Annotated in this window: 14 protein-coding genes and 4 pseudogenes; 13 read left to right on the top strand and 5 right to left on the bottom strand. The window is 57.6% G+C overall.

Going from position 1 to position 14451, the window contains the following annotated elements; translation table 11 throughout:
- The first annotated feature begins 7 nt into the window (after positions 1–7).
- Genes AU14_RS21920 through AU14_RS22945 form a run of 3 tightly spaced genes read left to right on the top strand, consistent with a single transcriptional unit; the run spans position 8 to position 829 of the window.
- Entirely contained in the window at positions 8–415 is a 408-nt protein-coding gene (locus tag AU14_RS21920) for an alcohol dehydrogenase catalytic domain-containing protein (protein ID WP_236744095.1), read from the top strand.
- On the top strand, positions 405–548 hold the full coding sequence (locus tag AU14_RS22950) for a zinc-binding dehydrogenase (RefSeq protein WP_269079056.1): 144 nt from the start codon (positions 405–407) through the stop codon (positions 546–548). The genes AU14_RS21920 and AU14_RS22950 overlap by 11 nt, the downstream gene beginning before the upstream one ends.
- Positions 545–829, top strand: a complete 285-nt coding sequence (locus AU14_RS22945) for a zinc-binding dehydrogenase (RefSeq protein WP_269079055.1) — start codon at positions 545–547, stop codon at positions 827–829. The genes AU14_RS22950 and AU14_RS22945 overlap by 4 nt, the downstream gene beginning before the upstream one ends.
- A 74-nt stretch (positions 830–903) precedes the next feature.
- Here the strand turns inward: AU14_RS22945 and acnB are convergent.
- Positions 904–3497: pseudogene (gene acnB, locus AU14_RS14075) on the bottom strand (bifunctional aconitate hydratase 2/2-methylisocitrate dehydratase).
- Between the two features lie 196 nt (positions 3498–3693).
- Here acnB and miaE point away from each other — a divergent pair.
- A pseudogene (gene miaE, locus AU14_RS14070) lies at positions 3694–4298 on the top strand (tRNA isopentenyl-2-thiomethyl-A-37 hydroxylase MiaE).
- Between the two features lies 1 nt (position 4299).
- Here the strand turns inward: miaE and AU14_RS14065 are convergent.
- A complete protein-coding gene (locus AU14_RS14065; protein WP_041341780.1) occupies positions 4300–5181 on the bottom strand; it encodes a LysR family transcriptional regulator in 882 nt (293 codons plus the stop codon).
- Between the two features lie 140 nt (positions 5182–5321).
- Between AU14_RS14065 and AU14_RS14060 the strand changes: the two genes are divergently transcribed.
- The 3 genes from AU14_RS14060 to AU14_RS21905 all read left to right on the top strand — a co-directional run bounded on the left by AU14_RS14060 (position 5322) and on the right by AU14_RS21905 (position 7801).
- Positions 5322–6092 (top strand): ferredoxin--NADP reductase, encoded by a 771-nt coding sequence (locus AU14_RS14060; RefSeq protein WP_041341778.1) that lies wholly within the window; start codon positions 5322–5324, stop codon positions 6090–6092.
- A 129-nt stretch (positions 6093–6221) separates the two neighbouring features.
- A complete protein-coding gene (locus tag AU14_RS21910; RefSeq protein WP_236744094.1) occupies positions 6222–6848 on the top strand; it encodes a PQQ-dependent sugar dehydrogenase in 627 nt (208 codons plus the stop codon).
- Positions 6845–7801 (top strand): PQQ-dependent sugar dehydrogenase, encoded by a 957-nt coding sequence (locus tag AU14_RS21905; protein WP_236744093.1) that lies wholly within the window; start codon positions 6845–6847, stop codon positions 7799–7801. Before AU14_RS21910 ends, AU14_RS21905 begins: the two co-directional genes overlap by 4 nt.
- Positions 7802–7827: 26 nt before the next feature.
- Here the strand turns inward: AU14_RS21905 and AU14_RS22940 are convergent, their stop codons facing one another.
- From AU14_RS22940 to AU14_RS21895, 3 genes and pseudogenes are all read right to left on the bottom strand, one after another.
- Positions 7828–7953 carry a hypothetical protein gene (locus AU14_RS22940; protein ID WP_269079155.1) on the bottom strand — a complete coding sequence of 42 codons (126 nt, stop codon included), beginning with the start codon at positions 7951–7953 and terminating at the stop codon, positions 7828–7830.
- A 9-nt stretch (positions 7954–7962) separates the two neighbouring features.
- Positions 7963–8303: pseudogene (locus AU14_RS21900) on the bottom strand (ketopantoate reductase C-terminal domain-containing protein); the annotation flags it as partial.
- Positions 8304–8458: 155 nt separating this feature from the next.
- Positions 8459–8878, bottom strand: a complete 420-nt coding sequence (locus tag AU14_RS21895) for a 2-dehydropantoate 2-reductase N-terminal domain-containing protein (protein ID WP_236744092.1) — start codon at positions 8876–8878, stop codon at positions 8459–8461.
- Positions 8879–9075: 197 nt separating this feature from the next.
- Here AU14_RS21895 and AU14_RS14040 point away from each other — a divergent pair, with 197 nt between their 5' ends.
- The 6 genes and pseudogenes from AU14_RS14040 (at position 9076) to AU14_RS14020 (ending at position 14417) form a co-directional block, all read left to right on the top strand.
- The gene (locus AU14_RS14040) at positions 9076–9690 is read left to right on the top strand and encodes a hypothetical protein (protein WP_330217909.1); all 615 of its coding nucleotides are present in this window, start codon (positions 9076–9078) and stop codon (positions 9688–9690) included.
- On the top strand, positions 9690–9959 hold the full coding sequence (locus AU14_RS23480; protein WP_330217908.1) for a hypothetical protein: 270 nt from the start codon (positions 9690–9692) through the stop codon (positions 9957–9959). Before AU14_RS14040 ends, AU14_RS23480 begins: the two co-directional genes overlap by 1 nt.
- A 263-nt stretch (positions 9960–10222) precedes the next feature.
- Positions 10223–11248, top strand: a complete 1026-nt coding sequence (locus AU14_RS14035; RefSeq protein ID WP_041341776.1) for an amino acid ABC transporter substrate-binding protein — start codon at positions 10223–10225, stop codon at positions 11246–11248.
- Positions 11249–11337: 89 nt separating this feature from the next.
- A pseudogene (locus AU14_RS14030) lies at positions 11338–12523 on the top strand (amino acid ABC transporter permease).
- Positions 12523–13608, top strand: a complete 1086-nt coding sequence (locus AU14_RS14025; protein ID WP_041341773.1) for an amino acid ABC transporter permease — start codon at positions 12523–12525, stop codon at positions 13606–13608. Before AU14_RS14030 ends, AU14_RS14025 begins: the two are co-directional and overlap by 1 nt.
- Positions 13609–13706: 98 nt before the next feature.
- A complete protein-coding gene (locus AU14_RS14020; protein ID WP_094191294.1) occupies positions 13707–14417 on the top strand; it encodes an amino acid ABC transporter ATP-binding protein in 711 nt (236 codons plus the stop codon).
- The last annotated feature ends 34 nt before the right edge of the window (positions 14418–14451 follow it).

Here is a 14451-nt window from a genome sequence, read left to right as displayed (position 1 = left end):
GCCGGCGATGCCCGCGATTCTGAATGGTGATGTCTCGGGTGTGGTCGACAAGGTTGGCCCCGGAGTGACTGGCTTTGCCGAGGGCGACGAAGTGTTTGGCTGTGCTGGTGGTGTTAAGGGTTGGCAAGGTGCACTGGCCGATTACATGATTGCCGATGTCCGTCTGCTGGGTAAGCGCACGCCCGGGATGAGCCTGCCGCTGGCCGAGTGTGCGGCCTTGCCGCTGGTGTTTTTGACCGCCTGGAGTGCCTTGGTAGACCGGGCCGGATTGCAGTCGGGTGAGCACGTGCTGATCCACGCTGGCACCGGTGGCGTGGGCCATGTGGCGATTCAGATTGCCAAGTACCTGCGCCCGGGTGGCGACCACGGTCTCTTCCGAAGCGAAAGCCGAGCAGGCCCGTGCTTTGGGTGCTGATGACATTATTTTCTACAAGGATGAGTCGGTAGAGGACTACAAGCAGCGCCTGACCGGTGGTAAGGGCTTCAGCCTGGTGTTCGATACCGTGGGTGGTGGCAACGTGGACCGGTCTATTGAGCCACGGCGGTGAACGGGCGCCTGTGCTCGATCAACACCCGCTCCACCCATGACCTGAGTCAGATGCACGCCAAGAGCCTGACTTTGCACGTGATCTTCCGCTCTATCTCGCTGCTGCACGGCATTGGCATGGATGACCAGCCGCGGCTTTTGAAAGCACTGTGCGATCTGCTGGAGCAGGGTAAGGTCAAGCCGCTGCTGGATACCCAGCGCTTCAAGTTTACCCAGATCGGCGACGCCCATCGTCGTATCGAATCGGGTGAGGCTGTCGGTAAGATCCTGCTCGAGCGGTAAGTTCTTTCAGGCATAAAAAAACGCCAGCCCGGGGGCTGGCGTTTTTCGTGGAGCTTACCGTAAAGGCATGATGCTTAGGCGATGTTCGCTTCGGCAGCCTTCTTGGTGTAGGTCTCCATCTGGTCGAAGTTGAGATACTTGTAGATCTCTTTCGACATGCTGTTCAGGTCTTGGCGTACTCCATGTACTCCTGCGGGGAGGGGAGTTTGCCCAGAACCGCACCAACCGCTGCCAGTTCCGCTGAGGTCAGGTACACGTTGGCACCATCACCGAGACGGTTCGGGAAGTTACGGGTGGAGGTAGACAGCACGGTGGACTTGGCTGCTACACGAGCCTGGTTACCCATGCACAGGGAGCAACCCGGCATCTCGGTGCGAACACCGGCGGTGCCGTAGGTGTTGAAGTAGCCTTCTTCCATCAGCTGCGCCTGGTCCATCTTGGTCGGCGGAGACATCCACAGACGGGTGGTCAGGGCGCCTTTGTGCTGCTCAAGCAGTTTGCCAGCGGCACGGAAGTGACCGATGTTGGTCATGCAGGAACCGATGAAGACTTCGTCGACCTTGTCGCCAGCGACTTCGGACAGGAACTTGGCATCGTCCGGGTCGTTCGGGCAGCACACGATCGGCTCTTTGATGTCGGCCAGATCGATTTCGACGACGTGAGAGTACTCGGCGTCTTTGTCGGCACGCATCAACTTCGGATCGGCAATCCACTCTTCCATCTGTTGGGCGCGACGCTCCAGGGTACGCGGATCGCCGTAACCTTCAGCAATCATCCAGCGCAGCATGGTGATGTTGGAGCGCAGGTACTCGGCAACGGACTCTTCCGACAGGTTGATGGTACAACCAGCGGCGGAGCGCTCAGCGGACGCGTCAGACAGCTCGAACGCCTGCTCAACGGTCAGGTGTTCAAGGCCTTCGATTTCCAGGATGCGACCAGAGAATTCGTTGATTTTGCCTTTCTTCTCAACGGTCAGCATGCCTTGCTTGATGCCATACAGGGGAATGGCATGAACCAGGTCGCGCAGGGTGATACCAGGCTGCATTTCGCCCTTGAAGCGCACCAGTACGGATTCCGGCATGTCCAGCGGCATAACGCCAGTGGCGGCCGCGAAGGCTACCAGGCCAGAACCGGCCGGGAAGGAGATGCCCATCGGGAAGCGGGTGTGGGAGTCACCACCGGTACCAACGGTGTCCGGCAGCAGCATGCGGTTCAACCAGGAGTGGATGATGCCGTCACCCGGACGCAGGGCAACACCGCCACGGGTCTGGATGAAGTCCGGCATGGTGTGCTGCATTTCCACGTCTACCGGCTTCGGGTAGGCCGCGGTGTGGCAGAACGACTGCATAACCAGGTCAGCCTGGAAGCCCAGACACGCCAGATCTTTCAGCTCGTCACGGGTCATCGGACCGGTGGTGTCCTGTGAACCCACGGTGGTCATGTGCGGCTCGCAGTAAGTGCCAGGACGAACGCCTTTGCCTTCTTCCAGGCCACAGGCCTTGCCGACCATCTTCTGGCCCAGGGTGAAGCCCTTGGTGCCAGCTTCCGGATCGCTCGGCAGACGGAAGATGTCAGTGGCGCCCAGGCCAAGTGCTGCACGGGCTTTGGCGGTCAGGCCACGGCCGATGATCAGCGGAATACGGCCGCCGGCCTGAACTTCGTCCAGGATCACGTCGGACTTGAAGCCGAACTCGGAGATGGTTTCACCCGCTTCGTTCAGGATCTTGCCTTCGTACGGACGAATTTCGATGACATCGCCCATGTTCAGGTCGTCAACCGGTGCTTCAAATACCAGGGCGCCAGCGTCTTCCATGGTGTTGAAGAAGATCGGAGCAACCTTGTTACCGATGCACACGCCGCCGGCGCGCTTGTTCGGTACACCTGGAACGTCGTCGCCGAAGAACCACAGTACGGAGTTGGTGGCAGACTTACGTGAGGAGCCGGTACCAACGACGTCGCCAACGAAGGCAACGGGCAGGCCCTTGGCTTTGATTTCGTCAATCTGGCTCATCGGGCCAGTAACGCCGGGCTCTTCCGGCTTCAGGCCATCACGCTCCATTTTATAAGCAGCGCGGGCGTGCAGCGGGATGTCCGGACGGGACCAGGCATCGGGAGCCGGTGACAGGTCGTCGGTGTTGGTTTCGCCGGTAACCTTGAAAACCACCATCTTGGTGCTTTCCGGAACCTTCTTCTTGTTGGTGAACCACTCGGCGTTGGCCCAGGATTCAACCACAGCCTTGGCGACGGCGTTGCCGGCGTCCATCTTTTCCTTCACGTCGTTGAAGGCATCGAACATCAGCAGGGTGCGCTTGAGCTTTTCGCCCGCCAGTTCGGCCAGCTCGGCGTCGTCCAGCAGATCAACCAGAGTGGCGATGTTGTAGCCACCCTGCATCATGCCCAACAGCTCAACCGCTTTTTGCTTGCTCAGCAGCGGGGAGGCAGCTTCATCTTTAACGATGGCGGTCAGGAACGCGGCCTTAACGTAGGCGGCTTCGTCTACGCCCGGCGGGATGCGGTTTTCCAGAAGATAAACGAGAGTTTCTTCTTCACCGGCCGGCGGGTTTTTCAGCAGCTCAACCAGAGCGGCTGTTTGCTCGGCATTCAGGGGCTTGGGAGGAATACCCAGAGCTTCACGTTCAGCAACGTGTTCACGGTATGCTTCTAACACGATATGGACCCTCATCAGTTGGAATGTCCCGCGCCCAGCCCTTTTCAGCCTGGCGGGAGTTTTATGGCGGAAAGGCCTTAAACTGGTGCGGCATTCTATAGGAAACCCCTTATAAAGTTAAGATGGACAGTGGTCGGAGTGGTCTGTTAAGTACGCTATACTCCCGCGTCTCATTTTTCAGACCCTGAACGCTGACATGAACGAAGCCCTGCAAGAGATTCACGACTTCCTGCCATGCCGCACGCCGCAGCAATGGATCGACAATGCCCTGGCCAATCAGGACCTGATGCTGATAGACCATGCCCATTGTGAAAAAAAGGCCGCCTCCACCGCGCTGAGCCTGATGTATCGCTACGTCGACAACACCGACCTGCTGAATAAGATGTCGCGCCTGGCCCGGGAAGAGCTCCGGCATTTCGAGCAGGTTCTGGCGATCATGAAAAAGCGCGGCGTGACCTACGACCACCTCACTCCGGCCCGCTATGCCGCGGGGTTACGGCAGGAGGTGCGGGCGGAAGATCCCGGTCGTCTGGTTGATGTGCTGGTGGTTGGCGCGATCATTGAGGCCCGCTCCTGTGAGCGTTTTGCCACACTGGCGCCGCATCTGGATGACAAGCTGGCGGATTTCTACAACAGCCTGCTGAAATCTGAAGCCCGGCATTACCAGGATTATCTGAAACTGGCGGAGCAGGCCAATGGTGGCCCGGTGGATGACCGGGTAAGGGCGTTTCTCGACATCGAGCATGGCTGATCACCGAGCCGGACACCGAATTCCGCTTCCACAGCGGCCCGGTCCAGTAACTTAGAGCTGACGGCACAGCTCCATCCAGGCATCTATGCCGGCACTGCGGTACTTCTGCTTGTGCAGAATGAAGTAGAACTGCCGGTCAAACTGCCGGTGCTCCGGCACTTTCAGGGGCACCAGGCTGCCTCGGCGGAAGGCGTCTTCGAGCACCACTTCGGATAAACAGCCAATACCGAGATTGGTTTCCACCGCCCGCTTGATGGCTTCGGTGTGCTCAAGTTCCAACAACACGTTGAGATCTGACAACAGGCCGTGCATGCCCCGTTCGAAGCTTTGCCGGGTGCCGGAGCCCTGTTCGCGCATGATCCAGGTGGCTTCGCGCAGATCGTCATCGGTGAGAGACGTTTTGCTGGCCAGGGGGTGGTCTGGCGAGCAGAACACGACCAGTTCATCGCCGCGCCAGGGCAGCACCTCCAGTTCGGTGGCATGGAGTTCACCTTCGATCAGGCCGATATCCAGTTCAAAATCCTTGACCCGACGGGCAATGGTGCTGGTGTTGGCCACTTCCAGTGAAACTCTGGGGTGGGTAGGGGTATTCATGTATTGGGCCATCACGCCCACGGCCAGATAGTTACCGATGGTGAGCGTGGCGCCGACTTTCAGCGCGCCCACTTCCGTATGTTTACTGAAGGCCTGTTCCAGCTCCTTGGCCTGAGCGAGCACGGCTTCTACCTTCGGGCGATACAAGCGCCCCAGTTCATTCAGTTGCAGGCGTTTCCCGACCCGATCGAAGAGCTGGATATCAAACTGGTTTTCGAGTTCTTTCAGCGCGCTGCTGGCAGCGGACTGGGACATGGCCAGGGATTCGGCAGCCCGGGTGATGTTCTGGAAGTTGGCCGCGGCGAGGAAAACTTCAAGCTGTCGGAAGCTGTATTTCATGTTGGCGCGCTCTAAATCGATTTACTCGAATAAGGTTATGAGGATATCCCATTTTCCCGATAGGTTAGTCCTGGGGTAAACTTATTTCAATCCAATTTCGAATAGTTCGCATACAGGCGAATGAACAGGACGAGGTTTAAATGAGCAACCTGATTAAAGAAACAGTGACCAGCGTACACCACTGGAACGATACCCTGTTCAGCTTCAAGACCAGCCGCGACCCCGGGTTTCGCTTCAAGAACGGTCACTTTGTGATGATTGGTCTGGAAACCGATGGTAAGCCGCTGATGCGTGCCTACAGTATTGCCAGTGCCAACTACGAAGAAGAGCTCGAATTCTTCTCGATCAAGGTTCAGGATGGCCCGCTGACCTCACGTCTGCAGAAGATTGAGGTGGGCGATGAAATCCTGGTGAGCCGGAAGCCTACGGGCACCCTGGTGATGGACAACCTGCTGCCGGGCAAGAATCTTTGGATGATCAGTACCGGTACCGGACTCGCACCGTTCATGAGCATCATCAAGGATCCGGAGGTTTACGAGGCTTATGACAAGGTGATCCTGACCCACGGTGTTCGTTATGTATCCGAGCTGGCCTACCAAAAGGATATCGAGGAGCTGCCGGAGAACGAGTTCTTCGGCGAGATGGTAAAGGGCAAGCTGGAATACTACCCAACCGTCACTCGGGAAGCGTTCCGCAACCAAGGCCGTCTGACCGACGCCATGGAAAGCGGCAAGATCACCAAGGATCTGAACCTGGCGGACTTTGATCCGGAACACGACCGGTTCATGATCTGTGGCAGCCCGAGCATGCTCAAAGACACCTGCGCCATCCTGAACAAGATGGGCTTCAAGGAAGCACGCGGTGGCGAGATGGGTCACTACGTGATCGAGCGGGCATTCGTTGAGCAGTAATCGCTTGATGCATTAGCTCAACGCCGAACAAAACCCCGGTGCGAAAGCCCGGGGTTTTTTCGTTGGTGTTTGGCACCCCCGGGTCGCTATAGTTTCGTAAGCGCTGGTCAGCAACATAAGGAAAGAGCTGTGACAAACGTAGTTGGGTTTAAAGGCCGTGTGGCTGCCTTCGCAATCGCCTTGGTGGTCGGGGTGGTGCTCGGGACGGTTGTGCAAACCCAGTTTAACCTGTTGGCGTTGCAGCAACTGGGTGTTGAGATCGGTGCTGGGGCTCGGTGGTCGACCACGGTGGATGACTTGCGCCAGTTTGCTCCTTTTTATGCTGCGCTCTTCGGCGTCAGCTTTTTGCTGTCGACCCTGGTCACTGGGCTGCTTTTGAGAGTGTTTGGCCTGGGGCATCGCGTTCTGTTTCATGCTTTTGGCGCCGCTGTGGCGCTGTGGGTCACCTTCACCCTGGTAGATGCCCTGACACCGCCGCCGACACTGATTGCGGCAACCCGAACCCTCGGTGGTGTGGCTGCCTTGTTGGTGACGGCAGCGTGCACCGGCGGTCTCTATGCCAGGCTGACTGCGGTGAAAGGGCGGCCGCGCGCCGGCTACAATTCCGTCGCCGCATTGGCGCTGGTTATCGGCCTTGGCATGCCGGCTGCCGAGCTGCGGGCGCAACCGTCGCAGGACTACCAGGTGCAGGAAGTGGTTGCCGGTCTTGAGCATCCCTGGTCGTTGGCGTTCCTGCCGGACGGCGGTGCCTGGTGACTGAGCGCCCCGGCCGGCTGCGCCGGATTACGGCTGAAGGCGAGTTGGTACCCAAAGACGTGTCGGGCCTGCCCGAGGTGTTCAGTTCCGGGCAGGCCGGCTTGTTCGAGGTGCTGATTTCTCAGGATTTCGCTTCGAGCGGCCTGGTGTTTCTGAGTTACGCCTGTGGTGTGGAATCGGCCAATCACCTTTGCGTGGCCAGGGCAAAGCTGGGCAAGGACAGGCTGGAGGATGTCGAAGAGATTTTCCGAGCCCTGCCGGCCAAAAAAGGAGATGCCCATTACGGCGGTCGCATGGCCCAGCTGCCAGACGCATCGCTTATCATTACCCTCGGCGATGGCTTTGACTTCCGGGAACAGGCCCAGATCCTTGGCAGTCATCTTGGAAGCGTTGTTCGCATTGGTACCGATGGGGTGGCGCCGGAGGACAATCCGTTCATTGATTCGCCTGATGCCCGGCCGGAAGTGTTCAGCTATGGCCACCGCAATGTGCAGGGGCTGGTATACGACCCGGTCGAGCGGCTATTGATCAGTCACGAGCATGGCCCTCGTGGCGGGGATGAAATCAACGTGCTGCGGCCTGGGCAGAACTATGGCTGGCCGGTGATCAGCTATGGGCTCGATTACACCGGTGCGCGGATAACCCCGTTTACCGAATACCCGAATATGGAGCAGCCGCTGCTGCAGTGGACGCCCTCGATCGCCCCCTCCGGCATGACCCGATACCGCGGTGAGCTGTTTCCCGAGTGGCAGGGGGACTTGTTCGTGGGTGCACTTGCCGACCGCAGCGTCCGCCGGGTGGAGTTTGTCGATGGCAAGGCCGAGGATGTGGAAGCGCTCTTCAAGGACCTGAAGGCCCGTATCCGGGATGTCGTTACCGGGCCGGACGGGGCGCTTTACCTGCTAACTGACGAGTCCGATGGCCGTGTGTTGCGGGTGACGCCAAAGCCATGACGGCGGGCCGCCTTTCGCATTAGTTGTCATCGCGAAGCGCGGGCAGCCTGCAATTCTTCCAGCAGTTCGTCACCGGCCCAACGTCGTCGGGTGTCTTCGCAATCGTGTACCAGTTTGGTCAGGCGTTGGTTGACCGGCGCTGACTGGTTCATGGACTCGGCAAGACGAACAACTTCGCCATTGATCCAGTCCACTTCTGTGGCACGGCCGGCTCCAGATCTTCCCACATGGACGAGCGGGCGATGGGATCAATCTCCAGCATCCGTTTCGCCAGCCGGGTGAACAGCCAATTTGGCAGTCCCATCACCGATGGCACCAGGTGCATGGGCACAGGGGTAAGTTGGGCTGCCTCAATACCCGCCTGGCTCATCAGCTCCAGCGTCTCGCGCTGGGCCATGGCGAGGCAACGGCGGTAATTGCGATCAGACAGCTCTTCCAGCAACGGCACATTGGAAAGCGCGTTGATCGGGTTGTTCAGGTTCAGCAGCAGCTTGGACCACATCACCGAGGTCATGTCGTTACGTAACTCCAGCGGCAAACCGCACTGCTCGAAAGCTGGCAGGAACTGGCGCAGGCTGTCGTCCCGGGCTGCCATCAGGTGACCTTCGGTACCGTGGTGGAAATGTCCGGCATTCTTCTGCAGCACGTTGAAGGGAATCATGCCGGCGCAAACCCGGGCGTGGGGAGCCGCGCCCGCAATTCCTCGGCATTGGAAATGCCGTTCTGCAGACTCACCACCGGCGTTCCCTTGGGCAAAACCCTGGCAAGGGTATCTGCGGCTTCGGCGGTGGCTGCAGACTTCACGGTGATCAGCACCAGATCAGCCACTGCCGCCACCGAGGCGTCGTCGGTGAACTGCTCGGGCGTGAGCCGCGTCTCGAACGAAAATCCCTCATAGTCAGTCAATATCAGTGGGTGGTCATCAAAGACCTGACGTAGCCGCGGACGGCCTACCATGACCACGTTGGCGCCCCCGGACAGCAGCCGCCCACCCACATAGCAACCGACACTGCCGGCACCGAAAATCACTATGCGAGGCGAACCGCTGGACGAATCAGGGGAGTGGGTGTTGGGCATTGGAATTCCGTTTTTTATTAGGTCAGTGCGAAGACTGTCTGGCCGTCCATTAGAAGTCAATGTGGTTTATTTCCATTTCGTAAGGCGGTTTTTACCACGACAGAATCGGCTCTGTTCCATAATGAGTCGAAGCAATCAGGATCGGGATGCAGATGGCAATCATCCGATCAGTCAGAGATCGAGGTGTTAAGGAAATTATGAGTAAAAGCGTATGGATACTGATGGTCGGTGTGCTGTTTCTGGCTGCCTGCGATGGTCCGGACAATCCGTCGGTCGAAACCGGAGGCATGCAGGAGGAAGCAGTAGGGGAGACCGATGAGCCGGATCTCTCCATAACCCTGGAGCCGGGGCAGATGGAATGGGTGGGGGCCCAGATTTTTCGGAATGAGTGTGCCGGCAAGCTGGAATGCCTGGTGCATTGGAACGAGGGTGAAGATTTCCCGTCCCTGGGTATCGGTCACTTCATCTGGTATCCGGAAGGCGTCGAAGGCCGGTTCGTTGAGAGTTTTCCGGCCCTGATTCAGTACATGACCCAGCGTCAGGTGGCCATACCGGAATGGCTGCGGAAACTCGACCCGATGGACGCGCCCTGGCCGGACCGCAAGGCGTTCCTGGAAGCGGAGGACTCGGTTGAGATCGCCGAGTTGCAGGCATTCCTCGCTGGCTCCCAGGGGTTGCAGGCCGAGTTCATTGTGCGCCGCGCCAGGGAATCCCTTCAGAAAGTGGTCTCAGCCGCGCCGGAATCCGAGCAACCATTGGTGCGCAAAAGACTCAAGGCGCTGGCGGCCACACCGGGCGGAATCTATGCTTGATGGATTATGTCAATTTCAAGGGCGAAGGTATTTCTCCCATGGAGCGCTACAACGGGCAGGGCTGGGGCCTGCTGCAGGTGCTGCTGGAGATGGAGTCGCAAACCGCTGAGCGACCAGCGCTGATGAATTTTCGCGAGGCTGCGGCGAGGGTGTTAACCCGTCGGGCCGAAAATGCCGAGAATCCTATCGAAAAGGAACGCTGGCTGAGCGGCTGGCTGAAGCGGTTGGAAACCTATCGCGAGCCTGCCCAAATGAAGTCACCGGCATAAATTTTTTTCTAAAAACTAGTTGATTTCTCGAACTTTGTTCTACTTTATAGGGGTACGGCCCTTAAATCTTGCCTCGGAATAGGGCGACCTATTAGAGTTGGTGCACCAAGATGGTTCCACCTTGGTCGCTCTCATCGACCGGCTGGGAAGATGAGGCTGGAAAGAATGAAAATAAATACAATATATCAATAACATAGCTTGCATGGCTCACATATTGCTGAATCCCATCGCGAAGCAACCAACCGAAGTTCGGAGATCCGATAATGAATAAGACGAAATCGATTGTCCTGGGAATGGCACTGGCATCTGGCGCGTTTGCAGCCAGCAGTGCGATGGCTGCAACGACGCTGGAAAATGTGAAGGAGAAGGGGCACCTTCAGTGTGGCGTTACCAGTGGTCTGCCTGGGTTCTCCCAGCCTGATGAAAAGGGTAACTGGACCGGTATCGATGTCGATACTTGTCGCGCCGTTGCGGCCGCCATTTTTGGCGATCCCAAGGCCGTTGAATTCACACCGCTGACTGCGAAAGAGCGCTTCACCGCCTTGCAGTCTGGTGAAATCGACATGCTTTCCCGTAACACCACCTGGACCCTCACCCGTGACGCGTCACTGGGCCTGAACTTTGCCGGTGTGAACTACTACGACGGCCAGGGCTTCCTGATCAACAAGGACATTGGTGTTGATGACGCCACTCAGCTGGACGGCGCCACTGTGTGTATCCAGTCAGGTACCACCACCGAGCTGAACCTGTCTGACTATTTCCGCGCCAAGGGCATGGAATTCAAGCCGATCGTATTCGATACCTCTGAGCAGACCGTTCAGGGTTTCTCTGCCGGTCGCTGTGACGTTCTGACTTCCGACCGTTCCCAGCTGGCGGCCTTGCGCTCCAAGCTGGCGGATCCGAGTTCCGCCAAGATCCTGCCTAACACCATCTCAAAAGAGCCTCTGGGCCCGGTGGTTCGTCAGGGCGACGATCAGTGGTTCAACATCGTGAAGTGGGTGTTGTCTGTGCAGATCAACGCTGAAGAGCTCGGTGTTACCAGCGCCAATGCTGACGACATGCTGAAGTCCGACAACCCGAATGTTCAGCGCCTGCTGGGTACTGACGGTGACATGGGTGCCAAGCTCGGCCTGCCGGCTGATTTCGGCCACAAGGTTGTGAAGATGGTCGGTAACTACGGCGAGATGTACGACCGCAACGTGGGTCCGGACACTCCACTCGGTCTCGACCGCGGCATCAACGCGCTCTGGACTGAAGGCGGCATCATGTATGCGCCGCCGGTTCGATAAGACCTGAAAGCCGCAGCGGGTGCTCTAGGTTGAGCACCCGCTGTTATCTCTGACGAAGTAAACTGCAGGGAAGCTTTCCGGGAATCTACATGAAAAAACAAACAATTGATTCAAAGCCTGCGGGGCCAAAGCCTGGTATGACCCCCGGGTACGTTCCTTATTCTTCCAGGTTGTCGCTATTGCTGCGGTCTTCTGGGCTGGCTGGACTCTGGTAGAAAATACGCTTTCCAATATGGAGAGCAGGGGTATTAGCACCGGTTTCGGGTTCCTTGAGGAAACCGCCGGTTTCGGCATCATCATGAGCCTGGTGCCGTACGATGCCACCATGTCTTACGGACGGACTTTCTGGGTTGGTCTGACCAACACCTTGCTCGTCTCAGCCATGGGTATTATTGCGGCAACGTTGCTTGGCTTCATCATCGGTGTGGCGCGTCTCTCCAGCAACTGGCTGGTAGCCAAAGTCTCGCTCTTCTACATCGAAGTGATCCGAAACATTCCTTTGCTGCTACAGATATTCTTCTGGTATTTCGCGGTCCTGGGTGCCTTGCCGTCGCCGCGGCAGAGTATCGAATTGGGCGGCACCATGTTCCTCAACAATCGTGGCCTGTACGTTCCAGAGCCATTGACCCAGGACGGGTTCGGGTTGGTCTGGGGGGCTGTCCTGGCAGCGATTGCTGCTGTGGTGGGCATTCGCATCTGGGCTAAGAGAAGGCAACTGGCGACTGGCCAGATTTTCCCGACCTTCAAAGTCGGTGTTGCCATTCTGGTGCTGGTGCCATTGTTGGCCTACTTCGTGGCGGGTAGTCCGCTGGAGTGGGATGTACCGGCGCTGAAAGGTTTCAACTTCGGCGGTGGCATTACCATTATTCCAGAACTTGCCGCACTGTGGCTGGCACTCTCACTGTACACGGCCAGTTTCATCGCGGAGATTGTACGGTCCGGTATCCTGTCGGTCAGCAAGGGACAGACTGAGGCGTCCAAGGCGCTCGGATTGCCGAACGGGCTGACCCTGCGTCTGGTTGTAATTCCCCAGGCCATGCGGGTCATCATCCGCCGTTGACCAGTCAGTATCTTAACCTTGCAAAGAACTCCTCGCTCGCGACCGCCATTGGTTACCCCGACCTGGTGGCCGTGTTCATGGGCACAACGCTGAATCAGACAGGGCAAGCGGTTGAGGTGGTCGCCATTACCATGGCGGTTTATCTGACCATCAGTCTGTCGATCTCATTGTTCATGAACATCTACAACCGGGCCGTGGCGATTAAGGAGCGATGATGACTGAGTCCACCATGAAACCACCTAAAAAGGCCCTCACGCCGGTGAAATGGATGCGCGAGCATCTGTTCTCTACCTGGTACAACGCATTGCTCACTGTTGTTGTCGGCTACCTGGTTGTGACCAGCGTTGGACCGATCCTGAATTGGGCTCTGTTTGATGCCAACTTCCAGGGTGCTGATGCCAGTGACTGCACCGGTGCAGGTGCCTGCTGGTTGTTCATCGACCAGCGTCTGAACTTCTTCATTTATGGGTTCTACCCGGACGAACTGCAGTGGCGTGTGGACCTGATGTTCCTGCTGCTGGCTGTGGCCTTCGTGCCCCAGTTCATCGAGCGCTTCCCCGCCCGTAAATGGTTTGGCATCTTCGGCATGACTGGCTTGCCTTTGATTGGCTACTTTCTGATCCCGGGTGGCACCTTTGGTCTTGAGGCCGTCGAAAGCACCAAGTGGGGCGGTTTGATGTTGACCTTGATCCTGGCCTACATCGGGATTCTGGCGTCATTGCCTATTGGTATTCTGCTGGCCCTTGGGCGTCGATCCGAGATGCCGATCATTCGCGGTATCAGTATCGTCTTCATCGAAGTCTGGCGAGCGGTGCCGCTGATTACCGTGCTGTTTATGGCGTCGGTCATGCTGCCGCTGTTCCTGCCTGAAGGGATGAACTTCGAGAAGCTGATGCGGGCGCTGATTGGTATCACGCTTTGGCAGTCTGCCTACATGGCTGAGGTTATTCGCGGTGGCTTGCAGGCCATCCCGAGAGGGCAGTATGAGGCAGCCGACGCACTTGGTCTGGGATACTGGCGCAAGATGGGGCTGGTGGTGTTGCCGCAAGCCTTGAAGCTGGTGATACCCGGCATCGTGAATACCTTTATTTCACTGTTCAAAGACACCACGCTGGTCCTGATCATCGGTCTGTTCGATGTTCTCGGCACCGTTCAGTCAACTGTGACAGATCCTGCCTGGCAGAACGTCGCCGTGGAGGGCTATGTCTTCGTGGCCTTCTGTTTCTGGATATTCTGTTTCGGCATTTCCCGTTACAGCCAGAACCTCGAACGCAAACTCGACACCGGTCACAAAACCTGATGGGTAATCCAATGACAGAACAAACCCAAACTTCTGAAGTAAAGTCCTCCGCTCAGGGCGAGACGGAGAAGAATCCGGGCATCATCCGGGTTGAAGGGATGCACAAATGGTACGGCGATTTTCACGTGCTCAAGGACCTGAACCTCACGGTTAAGCAGGGCGAGCGGATTGTTATCTGTGGCCCGTCCGGTTCCGGTAAATCGACGTTCATTCGATGCATCAACCGCCTGGAAGAACACCAGCAGGGCAAAATCATTGTTGATAATGTTGAGCTGACGGACGATATTCGGCACATCGATACCGTGCGTCGGGAAGTCGGCATGGTGTTCCAGCACTTTAACCTGTTCCCGCATCTGACGGTGCTGGAGAACTGCTGCCTGTCGCCAATCTGGGTCCGCAAGATTCCACGGAAAGAAGCTGAAGCCTCAGCCATGGAATACCTTGAGCGGGTAAAAATTCCGGATCAGGCCCATAAGTTCCCGGGGCAGCTTTCTGGCGGTCAGCAGCAGCGGGTAGCCATTGCCCGGGCGCTGTGCATGAAGCCGAAAATCATGCTGTTCGACGAGCCGACGTCGGCACTGGATCCCGAGATGATCAAGGAAGTGCTGGATGTCATGATCGAGCTGGCTGGTAGCGGCATGACCATGCTCTGCGTTACTCACGAGATGGGATTTGCCAAGACCGTGGCGGACCGGGTGATTTTTATGGATGGCGGGGAGATTGTCGAGGAGGCGCCGCCTCACGACTTCTTCAGCAACCCGCAGGAGCCGCGCACACAGCAGTTCCTCAAGCAGATCCTGGCGCACTAAAAACCAGCGCCAGAAACAAAAAGGCCGGGCATTT

Origin of the sequence: Marinobacter similis, assembly GCF_000830985.1 — a bacterium.
GTDB lineage: Bacteria > Pseudomonadota > Gammaproteobacteria > Pseudomonadales > Oleiphilaceae > Marinobacter > Marinobacter similis.
The sequence above is the reverse complement of the archived record's forward strand: the minus strand, read 5'-3'. Positions and strand labels throughout refer to the sequence as shown.

Coding starts and splice junctions, on each gene's coding strand:
- AU14_RS21920 (WP_236744095.1), top strand. CDS start 8: ATGCCCGCGATTCTGAATGGTGATGTCTCGGGTGTGGTCGACAAGGTT.
- AU14_RS14065 (WP_041341780.1), bottom strand. CDS start 5,181: ATGAAATACAGCTTCCGACAGCTTGAAGTTTTCCTCGCCGCGGCCAAC.
- AU14_RS14060 (WP_041341778.1), top strand. CDS start 5,322: ATGAGCAACCTGATTAAAGAAACAGTGACCAGCGTACACCACTGGAAC.
- AU14_RS22940 (WP_269079155.1), bottom strand. CDS start 7,953: ATGAACCAGTCAGCGCCGGTCAACCAACGCCTGACCAAACTGGTACAC.
- AU14_RS21895 (WP_236744092.1), bottom strand. CDS start 8,878: ATGCCCAACACCCACTCCCCTGATTCGTCCAGCGGTTCGCCTCGCATA.
- AU14_RS14040 (WP_330217909.1), top strand. CDS start 9,076: ATGAGTAAAAGCGTATGGATACTGATGGTCGGTGTGCTGTTTCTGGCT.
- AU14_RS23480 (WP_330217908.1), top strand. CDS start 9,690: ATGGATTATGTCAATTTCAAGGGCGAAGGTATTTCTCCCATGGAGCGC.
- AU14_RS14035 (WP_041341776.1), top strand. CDS start 10,223: ATGAATAAGACGAAATCGATTGTCCTGGGAATGGCACTGGCATCTGGC.
- AU14_RS14025 (WP_041341773.1), top strand. CDS start 12,523: ATGACTGAGTCCACCATGAAACCACCTAAAAAGGCCCTCACGCCGGTG.
- AU14_RS14020 (WP_094191294.1), top strand. CDS start 13,707: ATGCACAAATGGTACGGCGATTTTCACGTGCTCAAGGACCTGAACCTC.